The organism is Pseudomonas sp. yb_5 (assembly GCF_043103865.1).
Lineage (GTDB): Bacteria > Pseudomonadota > Gammaproteobacteria > Pseudomonadales > Pseudomonadaceae > Aquipseudomonas > Aquipseudomonas putida_Y.
In genome coordinates this window covers 267,969-292,806 of the sequence record NZ_JBICKE010000084.1, presented here as the reverse complement: position 1 = coordinate 292,806, position 24,838 = coordinate 267,969, and the positions used below count along the sequence as shown (strand labels likewise).

The window sequence follows — 24,838 nt, the reverse complement described above, 5'->3', positions numbered from 1 at the left end:
CAACAGGGGGCCTTCGCCATGCTGACCCTGCTCAACCTGCTCTCGGCCGTGACGCTTCTGGTCTGGGGTACCCACATTGTGCGTACCGGCATCCTCCGGGTATTCGGCTCAAACTTGCGGCGCATCATCAGCCAGAACATGGACAAGCGCCCGCTGGCATTCATCGCCGGAATTCTGGTCACGGCCATGGTTCAAAGCAGCAACGCCACGGCCATGTTGGTCACCTCGTTCGTCGGCCAGGGTCTGATGGCCATGACCCCGGCCTTGGCGATCATGCTGGGTGCCGACGTGGGTACCGCACTGATGGCCCGGGTACTGACCTTCGACCTGTCCTGGCTGTCGCCGCTGCTGATCTTCCTTGGCGTGATCTTCTTCCTTTCGCGCAAGCAGACACGGGCCGGCCAACTGGGTCGGGTGGGCATCGGGCTTGGCCTGATCATCCTGGCACTTGAACTTATCGTGCAGGCAGCTGCGCCAATCACCCATGCCCAGGGCGTGAAAGTGCTGTTTGCCTCACTGACCGGCGACATCATGCTCGACGCTCTGGTCGGGGCAATGTTCGCCATGATTTCCTATTCCAGCCTGGCTGCGGTTCTGCTCACCGCAACCCTGGCCGGCGCCGAACTGATCAGCTTGCCGGTAGCCATTGGGCTGGTGGTCGGCGCCAACATCGGCAGCGGGCTGCTGGCTTTCATCAGTACCAGCATGCAGAACGGCGCCGGGCGTCGGGTGGCCTTGGGCAGCTTGCTGTACAAGCTGATCGGCCTGGTGCTGATCATCCCTGTGCTGCACCCGCTGGTGGAATGGATGGACTCGCTGAGTTTCAGCCCTCAGGAACTGGTCATCGGTTTTCACCTGCTCTACAACACGCTGCGCTGTCTGATCATGCTGCCCACCGTCAAACCGATGGGGCGACTGTGCAACGTCCTGCTGCCTGAACGGGAAACCGGCAATGGCCAGATGCGTCCGCGCCACCTCGACGTCTCGGCCTTGGAAACGCCCAGCCTGGCCCTGGCCAACGCCGCCCGCGAGACTTTGCGCCTGGGGGACATCGTCGACAGCCTGCTCGAAGCCATGCTTGGAGCCCTGCGTGGTACCCAGACCGCCTTGCCACAGCAAGTTCGCGCCTTGGGCGAAGACGCCGAAGCCCTGTACAGCGCAATCAAGCTGTACCTGGCGCAGATGTCACGGGAAGACCTCAGCGAGCAGGACAACCGCCGCTGGGCCGAAATCATAGAGCTGGCAATTAACCTCAAACTCGCCTGTGACCTGATCGAACGCATGCTGCGCAAGGTCCAGCAGCAGAAAACCAGCCAGCGCCGGGAATTCTCCCGGGTAGGCCTGGAAGAGCTGTCCGGCCTTCAGGAGCAATTGCTGGCCAACCTGCGCCTGGGCCTGTCAGTGTTCCTCAGTGCAGACCCGGAAAGCGCCCGCTTGCTGCTGCGGGAAAAGCGCCGGTTCCGTGCCCAGGAACGGCGCCTCGCCCACGCCCATGTCAGCCGCCTGCAGCGCAAGGTCGTGCAAAGTATCGAAACCAGTTCGCTACACTTGGAGCTGATCGCCGACATGAAGCGGTTGAACTCTTTGTTCTGTAGCAGTGCCTATGTGGTACTGGGCGGCTCGGACACCGGAGGGCTGATGCTCGACAGTGTGCCCGATGAAGCCCGCCAGCCGTGATTTCTCCTAGCTGAGGACCCTCGCTCGCCCATGCGTTGCCTGATGTTCGTTTGCCTGCTGATCTGCAGCCTGCCCTCGTTCGCCCTCGACCGCTCGCGGGTTGAAGGCTACCTGTTGCCTAATGGTCTGCAGGTCATCCTGAAAAACGGTTACGAACGTGACCATGTGGCGATTCGTCTGGTGGTCGGCGTGGGCCTGGATGATTTCGACTGCGAGCAGAAAGAGCTGCCACACCTGCTTGAGCACCTGTTGTTCAGTGGTATCGACGAAACAGGCGAAGGCGGGCTGGAAGAGCGCTTGCAAGCGCTTGGCGGCGAGTGGAACGCCTATACCAGCAGTGCCGACACCACCTTTGTCATCGAGGCCCCGGCGCGCAACCAGCGTAAGGTCCTCGACCTGCTGTTGGCAGTCATCCGCGATACCCGCATCGACGCCAAGACCTTGGCCACCGCCAAGCGCATCATAGAGCGCGAAGATGGCGGCCACTATGGCCACCTGCAGCGCTGGCTCGATCGCCAGGATATCGGCCACCCCGCCAGCGACCAGTTGGCCACCGAGCTGGGCCTGAAATGCCCGGAGCGCTCCAACCTCGACGACATGACCTTGGCGCAAGTACAGGCTTTGCGTGACCGCTGGTACGCGGCCAACAACATGACCCTGATCATGGTCGGTGGCCTCGACCGCCTGCTTCCGGCCTATCTGGAGCGGTCGTTTGGCGAACTGCCCGCCACTGAACCAGAAGAGCGTCGCAACCTTGAAAGCATCACCCGACAGGCCGAGCAGCGTCGCAACCTGACCCGCGGCTGGCTGGGCGATGGCGTCAAACTGCACTGGCTGTTCATCGAGCCGGTGCTGGACAACGACCACCAAGCCACACTCGACCTGCTGTCGCGCTACCTGGACTGGGCGCTGTACGACCAGCTGCGCCTGCGCAACGAGCTATCCTACGGCCCCTCCGTGCAGCGTGAGAGCTTTGGCGACACCGGCCTGCTCAGCCTCAATGCGGACCTTGAGCGCGATGACATCGACAAGGCCATCAAGGTGATGCAGGGCATGTTCGACCACCTGCGCAAGGAAGGGCTGGACCCGGACACCTTCGCCCGCATCAAGGAAGCCAGCATCGGCAAGGAAAGCTGGAGCACCCAAGGCAACAGTGCCTTGGCCGACTACTACTGGGGGGCGCTGAACGACTATACCGAAGGGCGCTTTGCCAACCCGGTGCGCAAGCTGCGCCAGGTCAGCCTGGAACAGGCCAACGAGGCGCTGAAGGCTCTGCTCAAGGAAGATGGCTATGTGCGCATCGAAAAGCCGTTGCTAGGCTATGACGAGCTTTACGGACTGATGGCCTTGCTTGTAGGGCTGGTCCTGGCGGCGGGGCTGTTGCGCTGGCGGCGGCAAGGGCCTGAACGGCCCAGTGGTGCTACACGGCGGCAGTGAATCGGCGGTATCCTTTTGCCAGTACTTGCCCTTTCGCGGGGTTGCCCGCGCAGAAGCTGGCACAGCCACCTCACTTTTCTGTTGTAGCCCCCAATGCCCCAAATCCCCCATATCGTCCAGCGCATCATCGAACTACTCAAGCGCTACCCCGGCATCATCGCGCTCGGCGGTTTCCTCTCTGGTATCGGCAGCTTCATCCTGGTCGACCGCCAAGCCGGCCTGGCCAGCTGGGTCGCTGTGCTCATGCTGGTCAGCTGGGTCTGGCTGATGCTGGAGAACACCCTCACCGGGCTGTTCGCGCGCACTTTCAACCGCGAGATCCCTCAGCCGCTGTTGCGCTACGCAACGCAGATGATCCACCAGGAAACGCTGTTCTTCGTGCTGCCGTTCTTTTTCATCACAACCACCTGGAACAGCGGTCAGCTGGTCTTCACCGGCTTGCTCGGCGCAGCCGGCCTGGTTTCGATCATCGACCCGCTGTACTACAAGTGGCTGGCACCGCGGCGCTGGCTGTTCCTGGCGCTGCATACCCTGACGTTGTTCGCTGCTCTGCTGACCGCGCTCCCGATCATCCTGCACCTGACCACCGCACAAAGCTTCAAGCTGGCCCTGATCGCGGCCATGGTCCTGTCGTTCCCCAGCCTGGCCAGCAGCTTCCCGATCAACAATTGGCGCCGCGCGGTGGCACTGGTGCTGGTTACCCTGTCGGTCGGTGCCGGGGGCTGGCTGCTGCGCTCTTGGGTACCGCCGGCAACCCTGTGGATGACCGAGGTGGCGGTGAGTACCGAAGTGCTGAACCGCCAACCCGGCGACTCACTGGACGAAATTGCTGCCAGCCGCATCCACGGCAGTGGCCTGTATGCCTATACCGCCATCAACGCACCACGCGGCCTGAACGAACGGATCTACCATGTGTGGCAAAAGGACGGCAAGGAGGTCGACCGCATTGCCCTGGACATCCACGGCGGGCGCAAGGAAGGCTATCGGGCCTGGACCCACAAGCAGAACTTCCCACCCAACCCGGTAGGCAAGTGGCAGGTGAGGGTGCTGACCGAGGATGGGCAAGTGATCGGCGTGCTGCGCTTCAAGGTGGTCAATGATGCACCAGCGGGTAATTGACACCCTGCCTAGCGCCGGAGCAGCCTTGTGCTGCGAAAGGGTCGGTACAGCACGCCACTTCCGTGGGCGCTCACGACCGCTTCGCAACTCGAGGCTGCTCCAGGTCACTGTTGCCAAGCGTGCACACAGCACATAATCACCAAACAGCCCCTGCCCCCTGCGCTATGATCAGCCCCTAAGCCTTAGCGCCGAGTCAATTGCATGGAGCCTATGACCACCCCCAGCGCCACCCTGGACACCAGCAGCCAACCGGCCTGCCTGCGTATTACCGGTGACTGGACCTTGGCACACTACGCCAACCTCAAGCGCGAGAGCGAGCGCCTGCGCACGCAGTGCGCTGCCGACACCGTCGCCGACCTCAGCCAGCTGGGCCGCCTGGACACCGCCGGCGCTTCGCTGCTGGCCGAACTGCTAGGCTCCGAGCGCCTGTCGCGCTGCACCCACGAACTGCCTGAGGCCAGCCGGGCGCTGCTGAAGAATGTCTACTGCTCGGTCCAGGATTACTGCATCCCGGTCAAGGAGGCCGAGCGCAATGTGCTGTTGCAGCTGCTGGAGCGTATCGGCCGCGCCGTCGGCACGCTCTGGCAGGACAGCATGCAACTGCTTGGTTTCGTCGGTGTGATTCTCGAAACCTTGCTGCGCCGCGCTTTCCAGCCACATCGCTGGCGCTTCACTCCTGTAGTGGCACACATTGAACAGACTGGGCTGGATGCCGCGCCCATCGTTGCGTTGCTGACATTCCTGGTGGGCGCCGTAGTCGCTTTCCTTGGCGCCACGGTGCTGGCCGACTTCGGCGCGACCATTTTTACCGTCGACCTGGTTGCGTTCTCGTTCCTGCGCGAGTTCGCCGTGCTGCTGACAGCCATTCTCATGGCCGGCCGCACTGCCAGCGCGTTCACCGCGCAAATCGGCTCGATGAAGGCCAACGAAGAAATTGACGCCATCCGCACGCTGGGCCTCAACCCCATGGAGCTGCTGGTGGTGCCGCGGGTACTGGCCCTGCTGATTTCGCTACCGTTGCTCACCTTTGTCGCGATGATCTGCGGCATCGTTGGGGGTGCGGTGGTATGCGCCCTGACACTGGATATTTCACCGGCCATGTTCCTGTCGCTGCTGCAAAGCGACATTGGCGTGCAGCACTTCCTGGTAGGCCTGGCCAAGGCACCGTTCTTCGCCTTCCTGATCGCCGCCATCGGCTGCCTGGAAGGCTTCAAGGTCAGCGGCAGCGCCGAGTCGGTGGGGGCACACACGACCTCGGCAGTGGTGCAGTCGATTTTTGTGGTCATCGTGCTGGATGCGGTGGCAGCACTGTTCTTCATGGAGATGGGCTGGTGAGTGGCCAGGATTGCGTAATCGAAGCCCGCGGCATCTGCAACCGCTTCGGCCGCCAGGTGGTACATGAAAACCTTGACCTTGACCTGTACCGTGGCGAAATCCTCGCCGTGGTAGGGGGCTCAGGCAGCGGCAAGTCGGTGCTTCTGCGCAGCATCATTGGCCTGCGCCGCCCCAATCAAGGGCAGATCAAGGTGCTCGGCCAGGACCTGGCCGGCTTGCGCGAAGAACAGCGTTCACTGGTCGAACGGCGCTTTGGCGTGTTGTTCCAGAAGGGCGCGCTGTTCTCTTCGCTGACGGTGACCGAGAACGTGGCCTTGCCGCTGATCGAGCACGCCGGGCTATCTCGTAGTGATGCCGAGCACCTGGCCGGGGTGAAACTGGCCCTTGCCGGGTTGCCGATCTCGGCTGCCGACAAGTACCCGGCCTCGCTGTCGGGGGGCATGATCAAGCGCGCAGCGCTGGCCCGTGCCTTGGCCCTGGATCCGGACATCCTGTTCCTCGACGAACCCACAGCTGGCCTGGACCCAATCGGTGCGGCAGCATTTGACCAGTTGATCCTTACCCTGCGCGATGCGCTGGGCCTATCGGTGTTCCTGATCACCCACGACCTCGACACCCTGTACACCATCACCGACCGAATCGCGGTGCTGTCGCAAAAGAAGGTCCTGGTGGCCGGCCCGCTGGCCGAGGTCGAGAAGACCAACGACACCTGGATCCAAGAATACTTTCACGGCCCACGCGGGCGCGCAGCCGAACAGGCTGCCACCCGTGCCGGGCAGGAGCGCTGAGCAATGGAAACCCGAGCCCATCACGTCCTCATCGGCCTGATCACCGTTCTGGTGGTGACCGGGGCCATGCTGTTCGGCCTGTGGCTGGCCAAATCCAGTGTCGACGACGCCTTCAAGGATTACGAAGTGGTGTTCAACGAAGCCGTGTCCGGCCTTTCCCCCGGCAGCACGGTGCAGTACAACGGCATCAAGGTGGGCGACGTGTCCACCCTGCGACTGGACCCGAAAGACCCGCGTCGGGTATTGGCACGGGTGCGCCTGAGCGCCGATACCCCCGTGAAGGAAGACACCCAGGCCAAACTGACCCTGGCCGGCGTCACCGGCAACTCGTTCATCCAGCTCAGCGGTGGCACCCCGCAAAGCCCCGAGCTTAAAGGCAAGGACGGCAAGCTGCCGGTGATCATCGCGTCGCCATCGCCAATTTCGCGCCTGCTCAACGACAGCAGCGACCTGGTGACCAACATCAACCTGTTGCTACACAACGCCAACCAGATGTTCTCCGAGGACAACATAGGCCACCTCAGTAACACCCTGGCCAACCTCGACAAGACCACCGGCGCCTTTGCCGGGCAGCACGGCAGCATCGCCGAGGCCATCGCACAGCTGGTGCAGGTGGGCAAGCAGGCCAGCGCCACTCTGGCCGAAACCCAGGCGCTGATGCGCAATGCCAACGGCCTGCTGGCTAGCGAAGGCAAACAGGCGATCGGCAGTGCCGAACAGGCCATGCAGTCACTGGCCCAAAGCACGGCAACCATCAATAACCTGCTCCAGAACAACAGCGAGGCTATTGGTGACGGCGCCCAGAGCCTGAACCAGCTTGCCCCGGCCATTCGTGAACTGCGCGAAACCCTTAACGCACTCAAAGGCATTTCCCGGCAACTGGAGGCCGACCCAAGCGGCTACCTGCTTGGCCGCGACAACAACAAGGAGTTCCAGCCATGAATCCGTCGCTGCGCCTGCTGACCCTGGCGGCCTCGCTGAGCCTGGCCAGTGCCTGCTCGATCCTGCCGAAGAGCGAACCTGTGGACCTTTATCGCCTGCCGGTAAATCAACCTAGCCGCACGGCACCGGCGCTGGACTGGTCATTGCGCCTGAACAAGCCACTGGCCAGTGAAGTGTTGGCGGGGCCAAGGATTGCCGTGATTCCCCAAGGCAATGTGGTGAGCAGCTACAAGGGCGCGCGCTGGAGCGATGCGGCCCCGGTACTGCTGCGCAACCGCTTGCTCGATGGGTTCCAGCGAGAGGGCCAGGTACAGCGCCTGAGCGCCGACGACAGCAACCTGCAGGCTGACTACGAGTTGGCCGGCGAGCTGCAGGCATTTCAGAGTGAATACCGCACAGATGGGGGAGTGGAGGTGGTGATCCGCTATGACGCTCGCTTGGTCCAGGGCCGCAACCAACGCATCCTGGCCAGCAAGCGCTTCGAAATCCGCCAACCGCTGGACGATACACGGGTATCAGCAGTGGTCGCCGGCTTCGGCCAGGCCAGCGACCAACTGGTGGGGCAAGTCGTGAACTGGACCATCACCCAGGCCAATCAGGCACAACTGAAGGTTCAGGCAAAGAACCAATAGCAGACAAAGATCGCCGCGATCACGCCGGACAACTCGGCCAGCAGTGCGCAGCCCACTGCATGGCGCACGCGCTGGATGCCCACGGCACCAAAGTACACCGCCAGCACATAGAAGGTTGTTTCGGTACTGCCCTGGATAGTCGCCGCCAGCAGCGCCGGGAAACTGTCCACGCCGTGGGTCTGCATGGTCTCGATCAGCATCGCCCGTGCAGCGCTGCCAGAGAGCGGTTTGACCAGCGCCGTCGGCAAGCCTTCGACGAAGCGTGTGTCCATGCCCATCCAGTTCACCGCATGGCGAATGCCTTCCAAGGCCAGCTCAAGGGCACCTGACGCGCGTAGCACACCTACCGCCACCAACATCGCCACCAGGTAGGGCAACAGGTTCCTGGCCACGTCAAAGCCTTCCTTGGCGCCTTCGACAAAAGCTTCATATACCTGCACGCGTCTCAGGGCACCGATTACCAGGAACAGCGTGATCACGCCAAACAACGTGAGGTTGCCCAGCACTGACGACAGACTTGCCAGCGCTGCCGCCGACAATGTGCCAAGAAAAGCCATGAAGCCACCCAGCAGCAAGGCGCCGGGAATGAAGTAGGCGAGCACGACCGGGTCCCACAGGCGCAAGCGCTGCATCACTGCCACCGACAGCAGGCCAACCAATGTCGAGACGCTGGTAGCCAACAAGATTGGCAGGAACACCATGGCCGGATCTGCCGCACCTTGCTGGGCCCGATACATGAAGATGGTCACCGGCAGCAGGGTCAACGACGAGGCGTTGAGCACCAGAAACAGAATCTGCGCATTGCTTGCCGTAGTGCTGCTGGGGTTCAGCTCCTGTAGCGCGCGCATGGCCTTCAGGCCTATCGGCGTGGCGGCATTGTCCAGGCCCAGGCCGTTGGCAGCGAAGTTCATGGTGATCAGGCCCAGGGCCGGGTGGCCGGGTGGTACCTCCGGCATCAGACGGGCAAACAACGGGCCCAGCACCTTGGCCAACCATTCGACGATGCCGGCCTTTTCGGCGATTTTGAGAAAGCCCAGCCATAGGGTCAGCGTGCCGAACAACAACACCATTACCTCGACCGACAGCTTGGCCATGGCGAAGATGCTTTCGACCATTGCAGCGAAGATGCCAGCGTTGCCACCTACCAGCCATTGGGCCAGGGCGGACACCGCCGCCACCAGGAAAAAGCCGAGCCAAAGGCCGTTGAGCATCCGTATGTTCCCCCTGAAAAGTGCCCGAATAATAGCGTATCGCAGCCTGTGACTGGGGATCGCGAGCCTTTGCAGGCGCGGCTCAAGTTCTCGCAGATAATAAAAAGCCCCGACAAGTCGGGGCTCTTGGTCAAACAGCCATCAGGCTCAGCGCTTGGCGGTTTCGCCAACCACTACAGCTTCCCGCTTCGCGGCCATCAGCGAGGCATAGTACTTCTCGCCCTTGGCCGCATCGTACATGCCTTCCCAGCGAGCAATGACCAACGCAGCCAAGGCGTTGCCCACAACGTTCAGCGCAGTCCGGGCCATGTCCATGATGCGGTCCACACCGGCGATGAAGGCCAGGCCTTCCAGCGGGATGCCCACGCTGCCCAGGGTGGCCAGCAGTACCACGAACGATACGCCCGGCACACCAGCGATACCTTTGGAGGTGACCATCAGGGTCAGTACCAGCAGCAGCTGCTGGCTCCAAGACAGGTCGATACCGTACAGCTGGGCGATGAAGATCGCCGCGATGCTCTGGTACAGAGTAGAACCGTCGAGGTTGAACGAGTAGCCGGTCGGTACCACGAACGAGCAGATCGACTTTGGCGCACCGTACTTCTCCATCTTCTCGATCACCCGCGGCAGCACGGTTTCCGAACTGGAGGTGGAGTAGGCCAGGATCAGCTCATCTTTCATGATGCGCATGATCTTGATCACCGAGAAGCCGAACAGGCGGGCAACCAGGCCCAGCACCATGAAGGCGAAGAAGGCGATGGCGAAGTACACCAGCACCACCAGCTTGGCCAGCGGCAGCAGCGAGCTGAAACCGAAGTTGGCCACGGTCACGGCAATCAGTGCGAACACACCGATCGGAGCGTAGTTCATGATCATGTGAGTGACCTTGAACATGGTTTCCGAAACGGCCTGGAAGGTACGAACCAGCGGGTCACGCAGCTCTGCCTGCAGGCTCGACAAGCCCAGGCCGAACATCACCGAGAAGAAGATGATCGGCAGCATTTCGCCACGCATCAGCGCTGCGAAGATGTTCGACGGGATCAGGTTGAGCAGGGTTTCGATGAACGCGTGCTCATGCTGTACTTCAGCCGCTGTCGCCTGGTACTTGGAGATGTCCACAGTGCCCAGGGTGCTCATGTCGATGCCGGCGCCCGGGTGGAACAGGTTGGCCAGCACCAGGCCTACGACGATGGCGATCGTGGTCACCACTTCGAAGTAGATGATGGTCTTCAGGCCGATGCTGCCCAGTTTCTTCGCGTCGCCAACACCGGCGATACCCACGATCAGCGACGAAATCACGATCGGGACGACGATCATCTTGATCAGGCGGATGAAGATGTCACCAGCGGGCTGAAGGACGTTGCTGATCCACCATGCCTTTTCTGCACTGAAATGATTCAGTAGCGCGCCGATTGCAACACCCAGAACCAGACCGATAACGATCTGCCAGGCGAGGCTCAGTTTTGCCTTCTTCATGTCTTTACCCTTTGTTTTAGTGGTCATGGCACCTGGCGCAAGCACGCGTAACAGAGCCATAGGCAAGGTCACGGGCAGTAAAGGCTTCACGTCAGGCGACGTCATGTAAGGACACCGCAGGCGAGCGACAAGGCGCTCTGGCCAGCGAAAAAGGCGGCAACTATTGCGACGGCAAGGGGCGAAAGCTAATGCCTGAAACGCATGACCCATGCCGTTCACGCATACTGTTTTCGACCTAGCCGGCAGCTTCGCAAGTGCTTGATTTATAACATTCGGAATCCCGAACAAGACCAACCCGCCATTTTTCGGCAGATTTGGCGGTGCAGATAGGACACGAAAGATGGCCTGTTCGACAATCCGAATGGCAGAAATGCCACTTGTAGAAGCGCCGAGAAGTCCGAAAAAAAATTGATGTACGGTCGAGACAAAATGTGTCTCAGGGGAAAAAACGCGCAAGGGAAGCGACGTTTCCTACATGGCTCCTCGGAAGTCAGGTCTGGCAAGGCATCCCTGTGACACCGCCGACCTGAAACTTCCGATTTCGCCTTTCCTGACCCGGCCCATTACTGGAGGCACTCCCTGTACCCCTAGGCCTCTCCGATCCTGGAACAATCAGAGCAGCCCGGCCCCTTGGTCATGTGCTACCCCTCCTCGGGGCGGCGCATCATAGAAGGCTGAACTATAGAAAGCTTCAGCTTCTATTACGTGACAGTGAGTGACCTTTCATCCGTGCCGGCAATAAATGCTCAGTACCAGTTCGGGTCACGCTTGAGCTGCTCCTGCAGTATTGCCTTCATGCCGTCGTCAGGTTTGCCCAGCCAGCGGTACTGCGCATGACGGGTGGGCGACTTGTCGCTCGGCAAACCTTCGGGCACCTCCACGAGCATCCCGTAGGCATCATCCTTGTCCCAGCTGAACGCCACGATCAGCCGCTTATAGGTGCAATTGTCCTGCTTTTCGCACAGCGGACCGACCAAGTACTTGTCGCCGTCTTCCGTGACTGCAGACATCTGCTGCTGGGCACTGCCGGTCAGATTGAGCACCCACTCGGGCAGGCGTTCCTCGCCTTCGATGGTGTCCTGCCAGGTTTCCCGGTACTCCGGGTCCGAGCCGAGCAGTTGGTCGACCCGAAACTGGCCGTCATTGGCCGCCATGGCCGCCATGGCCGCCGCGCTGCCGCCCAGCAACAGGGCAGCAGCCACGGCTGAACGAAGCTTCCTGCTCATCTTCTTCAACCTCGTCCGCGGCCAAAGAAGAAGGAGGCTACAAACAACACCAGGAAGACAATGAACAGGATCTTGGCGATACCTGTCGCAGCGCCCGCGATACCACCGAAGCCCAGTACGGCGGCGACAATGGCGATGATGAGAAAAGTGATAGCCCAACTCAGCATGGTAGTTCTCCTTTCTTTTTGCGGAATCGATCCGGCCGCCAGGTCAGAAAACCCAACGTTCCTGGGGAACAACTTTTTCCAGGGTGGCCGGTGAGGCAATGGCCTGGCCAGTTGGCTGGGAGTCAGCGGCCTTGACCAAGGTGTTGGCACGAGTTGCCTGAATCTGCGTCAACAGGGCAGTCTGAGCGGCGACCTGCTCAGCCAGACGCGCCGTCTGCAAGCTGTAATAGAAGAGGCCAGCGGCCAAGGTGAGCAGCATCGCCATGCCGAGTGTCAGCATCTGGCGCAATGGCAGTGCGGCGCTCTGCGAGCGGTTGACGGATTGGCGGTTCATGCTGGCTCCTCCTGCTGTAATTTTTGTTCAAACCTGAACAGGTAATTGCAGCCTGCATGCCAGCCTTTTGATTTAAATAAAATCCTTATAAATCAATAATTTATAAAACATGCAAGCACACCACAAGGACGTATCCTGCACGATGACGCCCGTGTGGTCGTGCGAATTGCACGATCAGCCTTCAACCTTGGTTGCCACCTTCAGCAGGTCAGCATCCACTCCCCGTACACCGATGATCTGTCGGGCGATCTCCACAGCGATGGTTTTCTGCTCCGCGCTAACCACCTCGCCCGAGAGCCGCACCAAGCCTGCTTCGCTGGCCACTTTCAGGTTCAGGCCATCGAGGTTGCGACTGAAGCGATAGCTGGTCTGGATCTTGTCGATGATCCAGCTGTCGCTTGGTTGCGGCCCGGTTGGCGCCCCCGCCGGTGTTTCCCGCGCCTTGGCCATGGCGGCGCTATCTAGGCTGACCAGGTTGTTGACCAAATACACGCCGTCGGTGGTACGCGCTATCACGCCCGCCATTTCCTTGGCTTCAGCACTGTCGACCTTGCCACGCAACGTCACCACACCTTCACTGCTTTGTACTTCTATAGGTGCCTTTTCGGTGGTGCGGCTCCATAACAGACGAGCACGAATCACCGCTGCCAGGGTCACGTCCTCCAGGCGCTGGGCGTAAGCACGCAGCTCCTGCGGGCGCTCCACCAGTTGGGCATTTAGCTGCAGCCGGTTTTCCACCTGCTCGATGCCACGGGTAGCACGGGCCACGTCTCCGGCCAACTGCCGCTCGACCTCGTTCTCCACCTCACCGGAAAGCCGCGCCTGCTTGCCGTCCACTTCAACCTTGATACGAAATGAATCAAGCATGCGGTTCATTGACAAAGCGGTTTGCAGGGCGCCTTCCAGGCGGGCGTCCTGCACAGGGTCGGTGAATGCCGGGGTAACTATTGGCAGCAGGGTGGCGACCAAAACGGCTGTACGCAGGGAAAAGGGCATGACAGTGCCTCCTTCGTGGGCAAAATCTGAAAATCATCGCAACCAATGTGCCAGCGCGTGTCTCTAAGCAAATCATTGAAGAATCACGGCCTGTAAACATCGTCTGGCCATTGGCTAGCGTGCAAAGGACAGAATCCTTCAGAATTGACCATGCAACTTGCCCGATTTTTCCCACACTAAATAAAGATCTTTCCCTAAGGAGCACAGGAAATGGAATCAGCCCAGGACAACCAAGGCCGCATTCTGCTGGTGGATGACGAGTCCGCGATCCTGCGCACCTTCCGCTACTGCCTGGAAGACGAGGGCTACAGCGTGGCCACCGCCAACAGCGCCGCACAGGCGGAAACCCTGCTGCAGCGCCAGGTGTTCGATCTGTGCTTCCTCGATTTGCGCCTGGGTGAAGACAATGGCCTCGATGTGCTTGCACAGATGCGCATCCAGGCCCCGTGGATGCGGGTGGTGATCGTCACCGCGCACTCGGCGATCGACACCGCAGTAGACGCCATACAGGCCGGCGCTGCCGACTACCTGGTCAAACCGTGCAGCCCCGACCAGTTGCGCCTGGCCACCGCCAAGCAACTGGAGGTGCGCCAGCTTTCTGCGCGCCTGGAAGCCTTGGAAGGTGAAGTACGCAAGCCCAAGGACGGCCTGGATTCCCATAGCCCGGCCATGATGTCGGTGCTTGAAACTGCCCGCCAAGTCGCCATCACCGACGCCAACATCCTCATCCTTGGCGAATCGGGTACCGGCAAGGGCGAGCTGGCTCGGGCCATCCATGGCTGGAGCAAGCGTGCACGCAAAGCCTGTGTGACCATCAACTGCCCGTCGCTTAACGCCGAGCTGATGGAAAGCGAGCTATTCGGCCATACCCGCGGCGCCTTCACCGGCGCCAGCGAAAGCACCCTGGGACGGGTGAACCAGGCTGACGGGGGCACACTATTCCTCGACGAGATCGGCGATTTCCCGCTGACCTTGCAGCCCAAACTGCTGCGTTTCATCCAGGACAAGGAATACGAACGCGTCGGAGACCCGGTTACCCGACGTGCCGATGTGCGTATCCTGGCTGCCACCAACCTCAACCTCGAAGAGATGGTGCGCGAAAGCCGCTTCCGCGAAGACCTGCTATATCGCTTGAACGTGATTACCCTGCACCTGCCCCCGCTGCGCGAGCGCAGCGAAGACATCCTCATCCTGGCCGACCGCTTCCTCGCCCGTTTCGTCAAGGAGTACTCCCGACCCGCGCGCGGTTTCAGTGACGAGGCGCGCACCGCCCTGCTCAACTACCGCTGGCCTGGCAACATTCGCGAACTGCGCAACGTAGTGGAACGGGCCAGCATCATCTGCCCGCAGGAACGCGTGGAAATCAGCCACCTGGGCATGGGTGAACAACCCGCCGGCAATGCCCCACGCGTAGGTGCGGCGCTTAGCCTGGATGAGCTGGAACGTGCCCATATCGGTGCCGTACTGGCTGCCAGCGATACCCTCGACCAAGCCGCCAAGACCTTGGGCATCGATGCTTCTACCCTGTACCGCAAGCGCAAGCAGTACAACCTATGAAGTGGCCGCCCATGAAGCTGCGCACGCGGCTTTTCCTCAGCATCTCGGCGCTCGTCACCGTGGCGTTGCTAGGGCTGTTGCTGGGCCTGGTCAGCATGCTGCAGATGGCGACAGTGCAACAGCGACTGGTGCGTGATACCACCCACGTCCTGGAGGTGGGGCTTAAGCTGCGCCAGAACCTGGGCGAACAGCTGATGCTTATTCTCGATGAGGACACTGCCCCGGAAAGCCTGCGGCTGCTGCAGGAAAACTTCCAGGACCTGCTCAACCAGGGGCTGGAGCAAGGCGGTGAGCGCACGGGTTTCAGCAAGGCCAGCAGCAATTACCAGGCCTTCCTCCAGACCTATCGCGGCAGCGCCACACCCGCTCGCAGCATGGGTGCCGATCAGCCACTAGGGGCCGCGTTCAACCAGGTGCGCACCGACCTCATCGATTCTCACAAACAGGCACTGGACCAGATTACCCGTAGCGAGGAACGCACCCGTGACCGTGCCTTGCTGGTCAGTGGTGTACTCGGCCTGATGGGGCTGGTGGTGCTGGTACTGGGCTTTATCACCGCGCACAACATCGCCCGGCGTATCGGCCAGCCGATCGAAGCCTTGGCCAAGGCGGCCGACCAACTGGGCAAGGGCAATTTCGACGTTACCTTGCCTGTCACCCAGGCCGCCGAGCTTAACCAGCTGACCCGCAGCTTTGGTCTGATGGCCGATGCCTTGCGCAAGCACCAGGCCACCAACATTGACGAGCTGCTGGCCGGCCAGCAGCGACTACAGGCCGTACTCGACAGCATCGACGACGGCCTGCTGATCATCGACCGCCAGGGTCGCCTCGAGCACCTCAACCCAGTGGCGCAGCGCCAGCTGGCCTGGAACGACAGCCGCGTGGGCAGCAGCCTGGTCGAAGCCTTGCAGCGACCCGAGCTTGAGCAACAACTACGCCAGGTTCTGCGCGGGGGCAGCCTCGACCGCCCACCGGACGACCTGAACATGGAGGTCGATGAAGAGTCACGTCTACTCACCTACAGCCTGACCCCGGTCAGCCACCCGCAGGGGCCAATCCTCGGCGCGGTGATGGTCCTGCACGATGTGACCGAGCAAAGGGCATTCGAACGGGTGCGCAGCGAATTCGTGCTGCGCGCATCCCACGAACTGCGTACCCCGGTGACCGGCATGCACATGGCCTTCGGCCTGCTGCGCGAGCGGGTCAAGTTCCCGCCCGAGGCCCGCGAGTACGACCTGCTGGAGACCATCGGCGAAGAAATGCAGCGCCTGACCCAACTGATCAACGACCTGCTCAACTTCTCCCGTTATCAGAGCGGGTTGCAAAAGCTCGAGCTGGCCCCCTGTGCCATCGACGAACTGCTGGAGCACGCGCAATTGCGTTTTGCCGAACAGGCTGCGCACAAGCAGATCGAGCTGATAAAGGAACTGGACCTGCCGCTACCGCGCATCCAGGCCGACGTCGCCCAGCTGGACCGTGTGCTGGACAACCTGCTGCACAACGCCATTCGCCATACCGCCAACGGCGGGCGCATACGCCTGCATGCCCGACGGCACGCAGAACGGGTGATCATCAGCGTCGAGGACAACGGCGAGGGCATTTCCTATGGGCAGCAAGGCCGTATCTTCGAGCCTTTCGTGCAGGTAGGGCGCAAGAAAGGCGGCGCTGGGCTGGGGCTGGCGCTGTGCAAGGAGATTGTGCAGCTGCACGGAGGTCGCATGGGCGTGTTTTCCCGGCCGGGGCAGGGGACCCAGTTCTACATGGCACTGCCGGTCTGACTGCTTTACCGCGCCTACAGCCGCCGCGGCAGGTGTCCGCGAGTCACCAACTCGGCAAACTGCCGGGCGTTCAACGGCCGGGCAAACAGCCAGCCCTGGCCATAATTGACCCCCTCGCTGTTCAGCAGCTCCGCTTGGTCCTCGAACTCAATACCTTCGGCAATTACCCGCAGGTGCAAGTCATGGGCCATGCGGATGATATGCGGGGCCACACCGCTACTGGCGGCATCGTGGCCCAAAGCGTCGATGAATGCCTTGTCGATCTTCAGGCAGTCCACTGGCAGGGTTTGCAGGTAGGCCAGGCTGCAATAACCGGTACCGAAATCGTCAATCAGCACCTGGTGCCCCACAGCGCGCAGCGCCTGCAGGTTGTCACGGGCGACCACCACGTCGATCAGGCCGCGCTCGGTCACCTCGAAGGCAATCTGGCTGGGTGCCACTCGATGCAAGGCCAACAAGCGCGCCGCCACCCGGCCAATACGTGGCACCATGACATCGCAGGCCGCCAGGTTTATCGATATGTATAGCTTGGGGTGCGAGCGCAGTAGCTGTCCTAGCTGTTCAAGCACACGCTGCAGGACAAAGTCGGTGATCTGGCGAATCTGCCCGGTATTTTCCGCCAGCGGGATGAACAGGTCCGGGCTGGTCAGGGTGCCGTCCGGGCGACGCCAGCGCACCAAGGCCTCGGCGCCCACACAGCGCCGGCTGTCGAGCTCGATGATTGGCTGGTAGAGCACCTGCAGCTCTCCACGACGCAAGGCATTCTGCAACTCTGAGCTCATCGACCGCCGTTGCAAAATCAACTGGAGTACCAACCAACCGATGCAGCAGGCCGCCAGCACGCTACCGGGGAACAGCAACCAGAGCATGCCGTTCATCCTCAGCGGCAGACTGGCCCTGGGGGCGATCAACACCAACTGGTAATCCGGCGACTTGGTCGGCATTCGGTAGATCAGCCGGTCGCTGAGTTCCAGTAGCGACTTGTGGCTGGTCGACCAGGCCGAGGGCGGTGGCCAAACCTGTGGCGGGCCGAGCACCGGAATGGCCCGGGCGCCGTTGTCCAGCACCACCACCAGGCTGCCGCCCGGGGGCAGGTCCACCACATCGGTCAAATGCCCACGGGAGGTGGAAACCAGAAACTTGCCACGGCCCAGCATCAGTGCTGCCAGGTTCTCGTTCGGCTCGGTGGTGGTGTTAAGCCAGTAGCTGTACGTCGGCCCCTGGATATCTGGCGCCCGCAGGGGAACGAACGCTCGCTCATCACCGCGGTTGGAGCAGGCAACATTGCCATCCACATAAGCCGCTTCATAGATGAACCGCGAGTTCAGGCCAACTTGCTGCAAGGCTGCCAGCATCGCCGGGCTGCAGCCGCGCAAGGGTTGGGCCTGCAACAAGTCGACCCCTTCGCGCAACTGGCCGAACACCTGTTCGAGCCGGTCCAGAAAACGCTCGCCCTGGGCATTCATCTGTTCGCTTTCGCTTTGCTTCATTTGTTGCAGGGCAATGCCGATGCTGGCAGAGAGCAACACCGCGGCGCTGGCCAGCGCTGCCAAAGTGGCCAGCATCCAGGGACGGTAAAAAATTTGGCGCAGCAAGGCGAAGAAGGCTGACATCAAAGGCATCCAGTTGATAACAAAGGTATAGCAACTGAATCGATAATCACCCTCACCGTTTGGCGCTTCGCTGCAATCCACCCACACTCTTTATAGAAGCAGCCTTGTGGCTGCGGTGAGACCGTTAAAGTCAATACAATTGCGTCGACTAAAAACGCCTCTTCGCAGCGCAAGGCTGCTGCAACAAGTACCCCGCCCGCCGTGACTCAACGCATGCGATTAAGTACCTGCAGCATCGCCGCTGTCTGCGCATCCGGCATACCGTCGAAACGCTGCGGGCGGAAGCGCATCTGGAACGCGGCGATCACATGGCGTGTGGCTACATCCAGCACGCCGGTCTGATCGATCTGATAGCCAAACCGTGCCAGCTCCTGCTGGTACCAGCCAACGCTTGGCGGGTTGACGCTGAAGTAGGCCTGCTGCCGTGCCACGGCGCTGGCATCCGGCCAGACACCCAGCCCGGCATCGGCCAGGCGCTTCCACGGGAACAATGGTCCCGGGTCCAGCTTGCGCAGCGGGGCGATGTCACTGTGGCCGATGATATGGCGTGGTTCGATGTTGTTGCGTTTGACAATGTCCTTGAGCAGCGCGATCAGCGACTGGATCTGCGCCTCGCTGTAAGGGTGCCAGACCCGGCCGTTCGGGGTATCGGTGAAGCCCGGGTTGACGATCTCGATACCAATGGACGAAGAGTTCAGCCAGGTGCGCCCCTGCCACTGGCTATCACCGGCATGCCAGGCACGACGGTTTTCATCCACCAGTTGATACACCGTGGCCGGGCCATCGCCGATCAGATAATGGCTGCTGACCTCACCATGGGTAAGCAGCGCCAGGGACCGCTCCAGCGAAGCATTGGTGTAATGCAGGACAACGAACTGGATGCGGTTGTCCTGATTGGCAGAAGGATGACTGCGGTCGATGCGCAGGCCCGTCGAGCAACCGGCGACAGACAACAGCAATAAGGAAATCAGGGTTTTTTTTAGCGTGGAAAGCACGTCAGTGGCCTCAGCGTATGAGCGCTACAGTATAACGTGCTCAACTGCGCTGCGCCTGCCGAGGAGACGGCGGCTGGCTAGCCCTGCTCGACGCGATTACGCCCTTGCTCCTTTGCCCGGTACAGCGCTGCATCGGCTCGTTTGAGCACCTGGTCGCTGCGATCGCCAGAACGGAACGCGCCCAGGCCAATGGAGGTGGTGATCACCACCCGCTCACCCTTGAAGTGGAATGGGCAGGCTTCGACTGTGGCGCGCAACCCCTCGGCCATTTGCGCGGCGACTGCCGGCGTGGTCTGCGGCAGCAGCAGGACGAATTCCTCGCCGCCAAAACGGGCAATGAAATCACGGCCCCGTAGACGCTTGCGCAACTGGTCGGCAACGATCTTGAGGACCTTGTCCCCAGCCAGATGCCCATAGTTGTCGTTGATGCGCTTGAAATGGTCCAGGTCAAGAATCGCCATCGCCAGGTGGCCGCCGTTTTCCTTCCAGTCGAGCATTTCGCGTTCCACTCGCTCGCTCCAGGCCGCACGGTTGGGCAGGCCGGTGAGCGGGTCCAGCAGGGCTTTCTGGCGCTGCTCTTCCAGGTGCTCGCGATAGCCAAGCGCCTCATGCTCCATACTCGCCACCCGCTCCGACAAGCCTTGCAGGCGACCGGCCAGTTCCTGCTCGCGGCGGTCACGCTCGTGCTTGTGCTCGTCCATGGTCACCAGCAAACCTTCCAGACGGTTTTCCAGAATGTGCTTGAGGCTTTCTACATCGGCGGCACCTTGCACACTGCTCTGCAGGCCGTCGACGTGCTCACGCAGTTGGCTATCCAGCTCGCGGGCAGCGGTACTGTTGTCCGCGTGGCCGGCGCTGGCTTCGTGCAGATGGCTCTGGAAACCTTCCAGGCGTTCATTGAGCTGCTGCAGGTAGGTTTCGAATTCGTGCTGGCCGCTGTCGGTGATCGCCAGCATGAGTACTGCCAAGTCATCCAGCACCGGGATCAGCTCATACCAGTTCAAGCCGCGGGCAACCCGCTCGCGCATTTCCAGCGCCTGAGCCTTGTGTCGCTCGGGTAGGCTGAGGTCATCGAGCAGACCGATCAGGGTCTGCTCGATGTGCGCGGCAACCTGGCTGTAAGGCGGCTCCACTGCGTAGGGCAGTGCATAGGGGCCGTCTTCACCAAAGGTTTCTTCAAGAGCTTGTAAGGGTTCTGCCTCAGCCAACGGCTCGCTGGCGGCAACTGCAGCATCCGCCACTGGCGCCTTATCCTGTGGCAAAGGGGCTGGCGGTATTTCGGCCGTTTCGATCAGCGCCGGGCCAAATGCCTCCAGCTCAAGCTCGGGCGCTTCGGCTACCTCGGCAGCCAGAGCAGCAGGGGCCGGCAGCGGTTGTAGCGCATCGACGTCATCGGGCCGCAAGGGCTCGGTACTGCCGGCTGTATGGGGCACAATCTCGGCAGCAGGCAACGCTACCGGCGCAAGCGCTGCTCCTGCCTGTGCATCTTCCTCGCGGCTTCCGAACAACCGCTGCAGAAAACCTGGTCGGGCTTCTTCACCCGGCTTGCCAAGGGCCGACAGCGCGCGCCCCTGCAGGCCGCTCAACTCGCTCAACAGCGGCGGTAGCTCGCGTGACTGGGCAACCCCACCGTCAAGCTTCTTCGCCAGCTTTTTCAATGACCGCGAGATATCGCTGGGTAGCGGGAGGCCTTGCAGTTGGCCAACCAGTGCGGTCAGCGCATCGCTGACCTGATTCATGCGGGTCTCGCGACGCTGTTCGGAGTCCAGTACCGCTTTCTCAAGGCGCGGAATCAAGCCGGCGAGGCCGGCGTCCATGTTGCGGCTGCGAATGACGTCGCGCATTTCTTTCATGCACTCGTCTACCACCTTGTCGCTGCCTTCAGCAGCCAGGGTGCTGCGCACCAGGCCCCGACGCAGCAGGTCAAGACGGGCATCCCAACGGCGTTCGAGCTTTTCTTGCTGCTCGATGCTTTTAAGGTATTTTTCTTTCCAGCGCTCAGCGTCTTCAGTCATGCCCGGGTCCGCAAACGGTGATGGCAATTAGCTCAAAACCGGCAGCGTATCCACAGTCAATGCATCAGGCAATCGAATCTCGACTGCAACGGGAAGGTGGTCCGAAATTGGCTGCGCCAGCACCTCGACACGCTCCAGCGTGAGGCTTGAACTGAGCAGAATATGATCAAGACAACGCTGCGGTCGCCAACTGGGGAAGGTGGCCTCGACTTGTGGGGCGACCAGCCCCAGGTCGCGCAGCGGCGAGTGCTCCAGCAGGTCGGTAGCGTGGGTGTTCATATCCCCCATCAGCACCTGGTGACGATAACCGCCAATCAGCTCGCGGATATAACCCAGCTGCAGGGCGCGGGTCTTGGCCCCCAATGCCAGGTGCATCATCACCACTATCAGCGCATCGTCGCCTTCGCCAAACCGCACCAGGATCGCTCCACGCCCGGCCGGGCCAGGCAACGGATGGTCTTCGAGCAGTTGCGGTTTCAGGCGGCTGAGCACGCCGTTGCTGTGCTGGGCAAAACGCCCAAGATTGCGGTTGAGCTGCTGATACCAATAGGGGAAAGCCCCCAAGTGGGCCAAGTGTTCGACCTGGTTGACGTAGCCCGAGCGCAGGCTGCCACCATCGGCTTCCTGCAGGGCCACCAGGTCGAAGTCGCCCAACAGCCTGCCGATTTTCTGCAGGTTGCCGGCACGCCCGTTATGCGGCAGCAGGTGCTGCCAGCTACGCGTCAGGTAATGGCGGTAGCGCTCGGTGCTTATGCCCACCTGGATGTTGAAACTGAGTAGCCGCAGGCGGCCATCCTCAGGCAGGCCCGGGGCCTGCAGGTGATGTTCGTTGACCTGCGGCTCGTGCAGGCCAATGCCACGCGTAGCTCTGAAGCGGGGCATGGGTTATGCCGCCTACTTGGCGGCGCGCTCCTTGTCGATCAGCTGGTCGGCGACATTCAGCACGCCTTCCGGTCCGCCGGCAGTACCCAGGTCGAAGCGGTACTTACCGTTGACGACCAGGCTCGGTACGCCAGTGATTTCATACTTCTTCGCCAGTTCCTTGGCCTGTTTGACCTGGCCCTTGATGGCGAACGAGTCGAAGGTGGCGAGGAACTTGTCCTTGTCCACGCCTTGAGTGGCGAGGAAGTCGGCCATGTCGTTCTTGTCGGTCAGGCGTTTGTGCTGGTTCTGAATGGCATCGAACACCGCAGCATGCACCTTGTGCTCGACGCCCATGGCTTCTAGGGTCAGGAACATCTGGCCGTGTGCATCCCACGGGCCACCGAACATGGCCGGTACGCGCTTGAAGTTGACGTCCTTGGGCAGCTTTTCAGCCCAAGGATTGATGGTCGGCTCGAAGTGGTAGCAGTGCGGGCAGCCGTACCAGAACAGCTCGACGACTTCGATCTTGCCGGGCACGGAAACCGGAACAGGGTTGCTCAGCTCGATGTATTCCTTGCCAGCAACAGGCTCGGCGGCCTGAACGGCAGTCATACCGAATACGCTGGCGGCGACCAGCGCAGCGCTGAGAATCAGTTTACGCATGCTTTACTCCTGAGCAGTCATGGGTCGCCACGACGCGACCTGTACTGAGACAGGTCGGGAAGGGCTCGAGTTCTGTAGTGTAACGGCTGCGGACGGAAAAAAGGGCAGCCCGGCCGCCCTTTCATCATTGGCCTACAACATTAACCGAAGGTTAATGCAGGCCCTGAATGTAGCTGGCCAACGCTTCGATGTCGTGGTTGCTCAGCTTGCCAGCGATGGTGCGCATGGTCATGGCATCGCCATCGTTGGTGCGGTTGCCTTCGCGGAAGTCAGTGAGCTGCTTGGCCACGTACTGCGAGTGCTGCCCGCTCAGGTGCGGGAAGCCGGCCAGGGCGATGCCCGCGCCGTTAGGCGAGTGACAGCCAGTGCAGGCCGGCATGCCCTTCTCCAGGTCGCCGCCGTTGAACAGCGCACGGCCGCGCTCGACCAGCTTGGGATCGGCGGCACCCACGCTGCCTTTCTGGCTGGAGAAGTAGGCGGCGATATCGGCCAGATCCTGGTCGCTGAATGCGGTCAGCATGCCGGTCATTTCCAGCACGGTACGCTTGCCCGACTTGATATCGTGCAGTTGTTTTTCGAGATAGCGCTGGCCTTGGCCAGCCAGTTTCGGGAAGTTCGGTGCCAGGCTGTTGCCGTCGGGATTGTGGCAGGCGCCACAGACGGCGGTCTTGGCCTGGCCAGCAGCGGCATCGCCTTTGATAGGTTGCGCAGCAGTGGCCGCACCAGCGACACCCAAGGTCAACAGCAGACTCACGACTAGTTTGTTCATCAGCTAATCCAACACGGCTAAGGGTGAAATGTTATGTATCGGGACTGCCGCTCATCCAAAGGATGACCAAACGGTAGTCCTCGGCACTGCAGTCCATGCACAATCCACGCGGCGGCATAGCCTTGAAACCCTGGGTCACGTGCTTCACCAGTACATCCATGCCTTGCGCCAGCCTTGGCTCCCAAGCTGCCCGGTCACCCCGTCTGGGTGCCTGTGGCAACTGCCCGGTGTGACAGCCCGCACACGTGCGGTTGTACAACACCTCGGGATCCTGTGTAGCCTGTGCGCTGAAAAACGGCAGGAACATACCGACAGCAAGCAGCCATTTCGCCATGCGGAACGACCTTCAGGGTTGGGGGCCGCGCTGCGTTCTGTTGCGCGAGCTATTGTTCGACACCCCATGCCCGTTCTCCTTCGCTGGGAGAATGAGCACACAAAAACTGGGGCATTATATACTTCCGCCATCCAAACGGAAACGACACCGCTTGCCAGGCTTGGCTCTACAAAGTCAGGCAACACCCACATCGGATATCCCATGCAAGTCAAGAACCCCATCCTCGGCCTCTGCCAGAAAGCCAAATTCGCCCTCAGCGCAGCCAAGGTCGAACAATGCCCGGACGACCAGGGTTACGAGGTGGCTTTTGCCGGCCGTTCCAACGCCGGCAAATCCAGCGCCCTCAATACCCTGACTCATGCCAGCCTGGCGCGTACCTCGAAAACTCCCGGGCGCACCCAGCTGTTGAATTTCTTCAGTCTGGACGATGAACGGCGTTTGGTCGACCTGCCGGGCTATGGTTATGCAAAAGTCCCGATTCCACTCAAGCAGCACTGGCAGAAACACCTGGAAGCCTACCTGGGCAGCCGTGAGTGCCTGCGTGGCGTGATCCTGATGATGGACGTGCGTCACCCGATGACCGACTTCGACAAGATGATGCTCGACTGGGCCAAGGCCAGCAGCATGCCGATGCACATCCTGCTGACCAAGGCCGACAAGCTGACCCACGGCGCGGGCAAGAACACACTGCTGAAAGTGCAGTCGGAAATCCGCAAGGGCTGGGGGGATGGCGTTACTATCCAGCTGTTCTCGGCACCCAAGCGCCTGGGCGTGGAAGACGCCTACCGAGTGCTGGCGGACTGGATGGAACTGGAAGACAAGCCGGTCATTTGATGCTTTGCGCCTGAACCGTAGGAGCGGGTTTACCCGCGAAAGGGCCGGGCCTGCTCTCCACCCGCCGTTCATCGTT

At 61.3% G+C, this 24,838-nt stretch carries 23 protein-coding genes; 10 read left to right on the top strand and 13 right to left on the bottom strand.

Annotated features, from left to right (window positions below):
* Nucleotides 1-18 precede the first annotated feature (18 nt).
* The 7 genes from ACF8GF_RS15170 to ACF8GF_RS15140 all read left to right on the top strand — a co-directional run bounded on the left by ACF8GF_RS15170 (nt 19) and on the right by ACF8GF_RS15140 (nt 7,930).
* Nucleotides 19-1,677: a Na/Pi cotransporter family protein gene (locus ACF8GF_RS15170; protein WP_176683033.1), complete on the top strand. Its 1,659-nt coding sequence runs from the start codon at nt 19-21 to the stop codon at nt 1,675-1,677.
* A gap of 30 nt (nt 1,678-1,707) precedes the next feature.
* Nucleotides 1,708-3,114, top strand: a complete 1,407-nt coding sequence (locus ACF8GF_RS15165) for a pitrilysin family protein (protein WP_176683032.1) — start codon at nt 1,708-1,710, stop codon at nt 3,112-3,114.
* Between the two features lie 93 nt (nt 3,115-3,207).
* A complete protein-coding gene (locus ACF8GF_RS15160) occupies nt 3,208-4,233 on the top strand; it encodes a DUF5924 family protein (protein WP_176683031.1) in 1,026 nt (341 codons plus the stop codon).
* A 201-nt stretch (nt 4,234-4,434) separates the two neighbouring features.
* Nucleotides 4,435-5,568 carry an ABC transporter permease gene (locus tag ACF8GF_RS15155; protein ID WP_176683030.1) on the top strand — a complete coding sequence of 378 codons (1,134 nt, stop codon included), beginning with the start codon at nt 4,435-4,437 and terminating at the stop codon, nt 5,566-5,568.
* Nucleotides 5,565-6,356, top strand: a complete 792-nt coding sequence (locus tag ACF8GF_RS15150; RefSeq protein ID WP_176683029.1) for an ABC transporter ATP-binding protein — start codon at nt 5,565-5,567, stop codon at nt 6,354-6,356. Before ACF8GF_RS15155 ends, ACF8GF_RS15150 begins: the two co-directional genes overlap by 4 nt.
* Before the next feature lie 3 nt (nt 6,357-6,359).
* A complete protein-coding gene (locus tag ACF8GF_RS15145) occupies nt 6,360-7,298 on the top strand; it encodes an MlaD family protein (protein ID WP_176683028.1) in 939 nt (312 codons plus the stop codon).
* Nucleotides 7,295-7,930 (top strand): ABC-type transport auxiliary lipoprotein family protein, encoded by a 636-nt coding sequence (locus tag ACF8GF_RS15140; protein ID WP_176683027.1) that lies wholly within the window; start codon nt 7,295-7,297, stop codon nt 7,928-7,930. Before ACF8GF_RS15145 ends, ACF8GF_RS15140 begins: the two co-directional genes overlap by 4 nt.
* Here the strand turns inward: ACF8GF_RS15140 and ACF8GF_RS15135 are convergent.
* From ACF8GF_RS15135 to ACF8GF_RS15110, 6 genes are all read right to left on the bottom strand, one after another.
* Nucleotides 7,912-9,141 (bottom strand): nucleoside recognition domain-containing protein, encoded by a 1,230-nt coding sequence (locus tag ACF8GF_RS15135; RefSeq protein ID WP_176683026.1) that lies wholly within the window; start codon nt 9,139-9,141, stop codon nt 7,912-7,914. The two genes, ACF8GF_RS15140 and ACF8GF_RS15135, sit on opposite strands and share 19 nt — an antisense overlap.
* A 147-nt stretch (nt 9,142-9,288) precedes the next feature.
* Nucleotides 9,289-10,617 carry a glutamate/aspartate:proton symporter GltP gene (gltP, locus tag ACF8GF_RS15130; protein ID WP_176683025.1) on the bottom strand — a complete coding sequence of 443 codons (1,329 nt, stop codon included), beginning with the start codon at nt 10,615-10,617 and terminating at the stop codon, nt 9,289-9,291.
* 746 nt (nt 10,618-11,363) lie between these two features.
* Nucleotides 11,364-11,843 carry an inhibitor of vertebrate lysozyme family protein gene (locus ACF8GF_RS15125; protein ID WP_392487823.1) on the bottom strand — a complete coding sequence of 160 codons (480 nt, stop codon included), beginning with the start codon at nt 11,841-11,843 and terminating at the stop codon, nt 11,364-11,366.
* A gap of 5 nt (nt 11,844-11,848) precedes the next feature.
* The gene (locus ACF8GF_RS15120) at nt 11,849-12,010 is read right to left on the bottom strand and encodes a DUF1328 domain-containing protein (protein WP_003252966.1); all 162 of its coding nucleotides are present in this window, start codon (nt 12,008-12,010) and stop codon (nt 11,849-11,851) included.
* Nucleotides 12,011-12,053: 43 nt separating this feature from the next.
* Complete coding sequence (locus ACF8GF_RS15115; protein WP_176683023.1) at nt 12,054-12,344, bottom strand: hypothetical protein; 291 nt, start codon at nt 12,342-12,344, stop codon at nt 12,054-12,056.
* A gap of 174 nt (nt 12,345-12,518) precedes the next feature.
* The gene (locus ACF8GF_RS15110) at nt 12,519-13,340 is read right to left on the bottom strand and encodes a BON domain-containing protein (protein WP_392487822.1); all 822 of its coding nucleotides are present in this window, start codon (nt 13,338-13,340) and stop codon (nt 12,519-12,521) included.
* Nucleotides 13,341-13,550: 210 nt separating this feature from the next.
* Between ACF8GF_RS15110 and algB the strand changes: the two genes are divergently transcribed.
* Both algB and ACF8GF_RS15100 read left to right on the top strand, forming a co-directional pair.
* Nucleotides 13,551-14,897, top strand: a complete 1,347-nt coding sequence (gene algB, locus ACF8GF_RS15105) for a sigma-54-dependent response regulator transcription factor AlgB (RefSeq protein ID WP_176683021.1) — start codon at nt 13,551-13,553, stop codon at nt 14,895-14,897.
* Nucleotides 14,894-16,675: a KinB sensor domain-containing domain gene (locus ACF8GF_RS15100; RefSeq protein ID WP_392487821.1), complete on the top strand. Its 1,782-nt coding sequence runs from the start codon at nt 14,894-14,896 to the stop codon at nt 16,673-16,675. Before algB ends, ACF8GF_RS15100 begins: the two co-directional genes overlap by 4 nt.
* Nucleotides 16,676-16,689: 14 nt before the next feature.
* On the opposite strand, the gene ACF8GF_RS15095 is transcribed toward ACF8GF_RS15100, so the two are convergent.
* The 7 genes from ACF8GF_RS15095 to ACF8GF_RS15065 form a co-directional block, all read right to left on the bottom strand.
* Nucleotides 16,690-18,288: an EAL domain-containing protein gene (locus tag ACF8GF_RS15095; RefSeq protein ID WP_392460501.1), complete on the bottom strand. Its 1,599-nt coding sequence runs from the start codon at nt 18,286-18,288 to the stop codon at nt 16,690-16,692.
* Nucleotides 18,289-18,494: 206 nt separating this feature from the next.
* Nucleotides 18,495-19,283 carry an N-acetylmuramoyl-L-alanine amidase gene (locus ACF8GF_RS15090; RefSeq protein WP_176683018.1) on the bottom strand — a complete coding sequence of 263 codons (789 nt, stop codon included), beginning with the start codon at nt 19,281-19,283 and terminating at the stop codon, nt 18,495-18,497.
* A 77-nt stretch (nt 19,284-19,360) separates the two neighbouring features.
* The gene (locus ACF8GF_RS15085) at nt 19,361-21,298 is read right to left on the bottom strand and encodes a GGDEF domain-containing protein (protein ID WP_392487820.1); all 1,938 of its coding nucleotides are present in this window, start codon (nt 21,296-21,298) and stop codon (nt 19,361-19,363) included.
* 27 nt (nt 21,299-21,325) lie between these two features.
* The gene (locus tag ACF8GF_RS15080; RefSeq protein WP_103443600.1) at nt 21,326-22,180 is read right to left on the bottom strand and encodes an endonuclease/exonuclease/phosphatase family protein; all 855 of its coding nucleotides are present in this window, start codon (nt 22,178-22,180) and stop codon (nt 21,326-21,328) included.
* 12 nt (nt 22,181-22,192) lie between these two features.
* Nucleotides 22,193-22,825 carry a thiol:disulfide interchange protein DsbA gene (gene dsbA / locus ACF8GF_RS15075; RefSeq protein ID WP_020191156.1) on the bottom strand — a complete coding sequence of 211 codons (633 nt, stop codon included), beginning with the start codon at nt 22,823-22,825 and terminating at the stop codon, nt 22,193-22,195.
* A 151-nt stretch (nt 22,826-22,976) separates the two neighbouring features.
* Entirely contained in the window at nt 22,977-23,594 is a 618-nt protein-coding gene (locus ACF8GF_RS15070; RefSeq protein WP_176683016.1) for a cytochrome c, read from the bottom strand.
* Between the two features lie 31 nt (nt 23,595-23,625).
* On the bottom strand, nt 23,626-23,928 hold the full coding sequence (locus ACF8GF_RS15065; protein ID WP_209968914.1) for a cytochrome c5 family protein: 303 nt from the start codon (nt 23,926-23,928) through the stop codon (nt 23,626-23,628).
* A 201-nt stretch (nt 23,929-24,129) separates the two neighbouring features.
* Between ACF8GF_RS15065 and yihA the strand changes: the two genes are divergently transcribed.
* Nucleotides 24,130-24,762 (top strand): ribosome biogenesis GTP-binding protein YihA/YsxC, encoded by a 633-nt coding sequence (gene yihA / locus ACF8GF_RS15060; protein WP_003252993.1) that lies wholly within the window; start codon nt 24,130-24,132, stop codon nt 24,760-24,762.
* Nucleotides 24,763-24,838: the final 76 nt, after the last annotated feature.

What these genes read in the sequence shown, in the direction of transcription:
- ACF8GF_RS15125 (WP_392487823.1), bottom strand. Translation starts at nt 11,843, where the DNA reads ATGAGCAGGAAGCTTCGTTCAGCCGTGGCTGCTGCCCTGTTGCTGGGC.
- ACF8GF_RS15135 (WP_176683026.1), bottom strand. Translation starts at nt 9,141, where the DNA reads ATGCTCAACGGCCTTTGGCTCGGCTTTTTCCTGGTGGCGGCGGTGTCC.
- ACF8GF_RS15080 (WP_103443600.1), bottom strand. Translation starts at nt 22,180, where the DNA reads ATGCCCCGCTTCAGAGCTACGCGTGGCATTGGCCTGCACGAGCCGCAG.
- ACF8GF_RS15100 (WP_392487821.1), top strand. Translation starts at nt 14,894, where the DNA reads ATGAAGTGGCCGCCCATGAAGCTGCGCACGCGGCTTTTCCTCAGCATC.
- ACF8GF_RS15070 (WP_176683016.1), bottom strand. Translation starts at nt 23,594, where the DNA reads ATGAACAAACTAGTCGTGAGTCTGCTGTTGACCTTGGGTGTCGCTGGT.
- ACF8GF_RS15095 (WP_392460501.1), bottom strand. Translation starts at nt 18,288, where the DNA reads ATGTCAGCCTTCTTCGCCTTGCTGCGCCAAATTTTTTACCGTCCCTGG.
- ACF8GF_RS15145 (WP_176683028.1), top strand. Translation starts at nt 6,360, where the DNA reads ATGGAAACCCGAGCCCATCACGTCCTCATCGGCCTGATCACCGTTCTG.
- ACF8GF_RS15160 (WP_176683031.1), top strand. Translation starts at nt 3,208, where the DNA reads ATGCCCCAAATCCCCCATATCGTCCAGCGCATCATCGAACTACTCAAG.
- ACF8GF_RS15170 (WP_176683033.1), top strand. Translation starts at nt 19, where the DNA reads ATGCTGACCCTGCTCAACCTGCTCTCGGCCGTGACGCTTCTGGTCTGG.
- ACF8GF_RS15120 (WP_003252966.1), bottom strand. Translation starts at nt 12,010, where the DNA reads ATGCTGAGTTGGGCTATCACTTTTCTCATCATCGCCATTGTCGCCGCC.
- dsbA (WP_020191156.1), bottom strand. Translation starts at nt 22,825, where the DNA reads ATGCGTAAACTGATTCTCAGCGCTGCGCTGGTCGCCGCCAGCGTATTC.
- ACF8GF_RS15110 (WP_392487822.1), bottom strand. Translation starts at nt 13,340, where the DNA reads ATGCCCTTTTCCCTGCGTACAGCCGTTTTGGTCGCCACCCTGCTGCCA.
- ACF8GF_RS15140 (WP_176683027.1), top strand. Translation starts at nt 7,295, where the DNA reads ATGAATCCGTCGCTGCGCCTGCTGACCCTGGCGGCCTCGCTGAGCCTG.
- gltP (WP_176683025.1), bottom strand. Translation starts at nt 10,617, where the DNA reads ATGAAGAAGGCAAAACTGAGCCTCGCCTGGCAGATCGTTATCGGTCTG.
- ACF8GF_RS15085 (WP_392487820.1), bottom strand. Translation starts at nt 21,298, where the DNA reads ATGACTGAAGACGCTGAGCGCTGGAAAGAAAAATACCTTAAAAGCATC.
- ACF8GF_RS15065 (WP_209968914.1), bottom strand. Translation starts at nt 23,928, where the DNA reads ATGGCGAAATGGCTGCTTGCTGTCGGTATGTTCCTGCCGTTTTTCAGC.
- ACF8GF_RS15165 (WP_176683032.1), top strand. Translation starts at nt 1,708, where the DNA reads ATGCGTTGCCTGATGTTCGTTTGCCTGCTGATCTGCAGCCTGCCCTCG.
- yihA (WP_003252993.1), top strand. Translation starts at nt 24,130, where the DNA reads ATGCAAGTCAAGAACCCCATCCTCGGCCTCTGCCAGAAAGCCAAATTC.
- algB (WP_176683021.1), top strand. Translation starts at nt 13,551, where the DNA reads ATGGAATCAGCCCAGGACAACCAAGGCCGCATTCTGCTGGTGGATGAC.
- ACF8GF_RS15155 (WP_176683030.1), top strand. Translation starts at nt 4,435, where the DNA reads ATGGAGCCTATGACCACCCCCAGCGCCACCCTGGACACCAGCAGCCAA.
- ACF8GF_RS15115 (WP_176683023.1), bottom strand. Translation starts at nt 12,344, where the DNA reads ATGAACCGCCAATCCGTCAACCGCTCGCAGAGCGCCGCACTGCCATTG.